Annotated in this window: 1 pseudogene; it reads right to left on the bottom strand. The window is 63.4% G+C overall.

The window, feature by feature from the left end:
• Positions 1 to 104: 104 nt before the first annotated feature.
• A pseudogene (locus NKI35_RS31305) lies at positions 105 to 596 on the bottom strand (IS630 family transposase); the annotation flags it as partial.

Genomic DNA, 596 nt, shown 5'->3' on the forward strand with positions numbered 1-596 from the left:
AAGTATGTTCGAAGGCGTGCGCCCATATGATTTCTCCCGCCGCCATGGCTTCCTTGATCAGCGGAACGGCCGAGCCGCCGGCACCCTGGGGTCGTGAACTGAACTTGGATGGTTGATACGAGGTGGCCGATGTGTCGCCAGGTGTCGTCGATGGTTCGCTTCTGGGCGGCTCGCATCCAGTGTTTGATCTTGGCGAAGGCTTGCTCGATTGGGTTGAGGTCGGGCGAGTATGGCGGCAGATACCAAAGCCTGGCGCCTGCGGCGCGGATCATCTGCCGGATGGCGGCCGACTTGTGGGAGCCAAGATTATCTATGACGACGATGTCGCCGGGCTGGAGCACTGGCACGAGCTGCTGCTCGACATAGGCCCGGAAGCTCTCGCGTTGATCGGTCCGTCGAAGACGCAAGGGGCAGCAAGACGGTCGAGCCGCAGGGCGCCGAGGAAGGTCAGCGTGCGCCAGTGGCCGTGCGGAGCAAAGCCGCGCAGGCGTTTGCCGCATGGTCCCCAGCCGCGCAGCGGTGCCATGTTGGTCTTGATCCAGGTTTCGTCGATGAACACCAGCCGTTCCGGATCGAGACCCGCCTGCCAGGAACGC

This window comes from Mesorhizobium sp. M0676 (genome assembly GCF_040320535.1).
Lineage (GTDB): Bacteria > Pseudomonadota > Alphaproteobacteria > Rhizobiales > Rhizobiaceae > Mesorhizobium.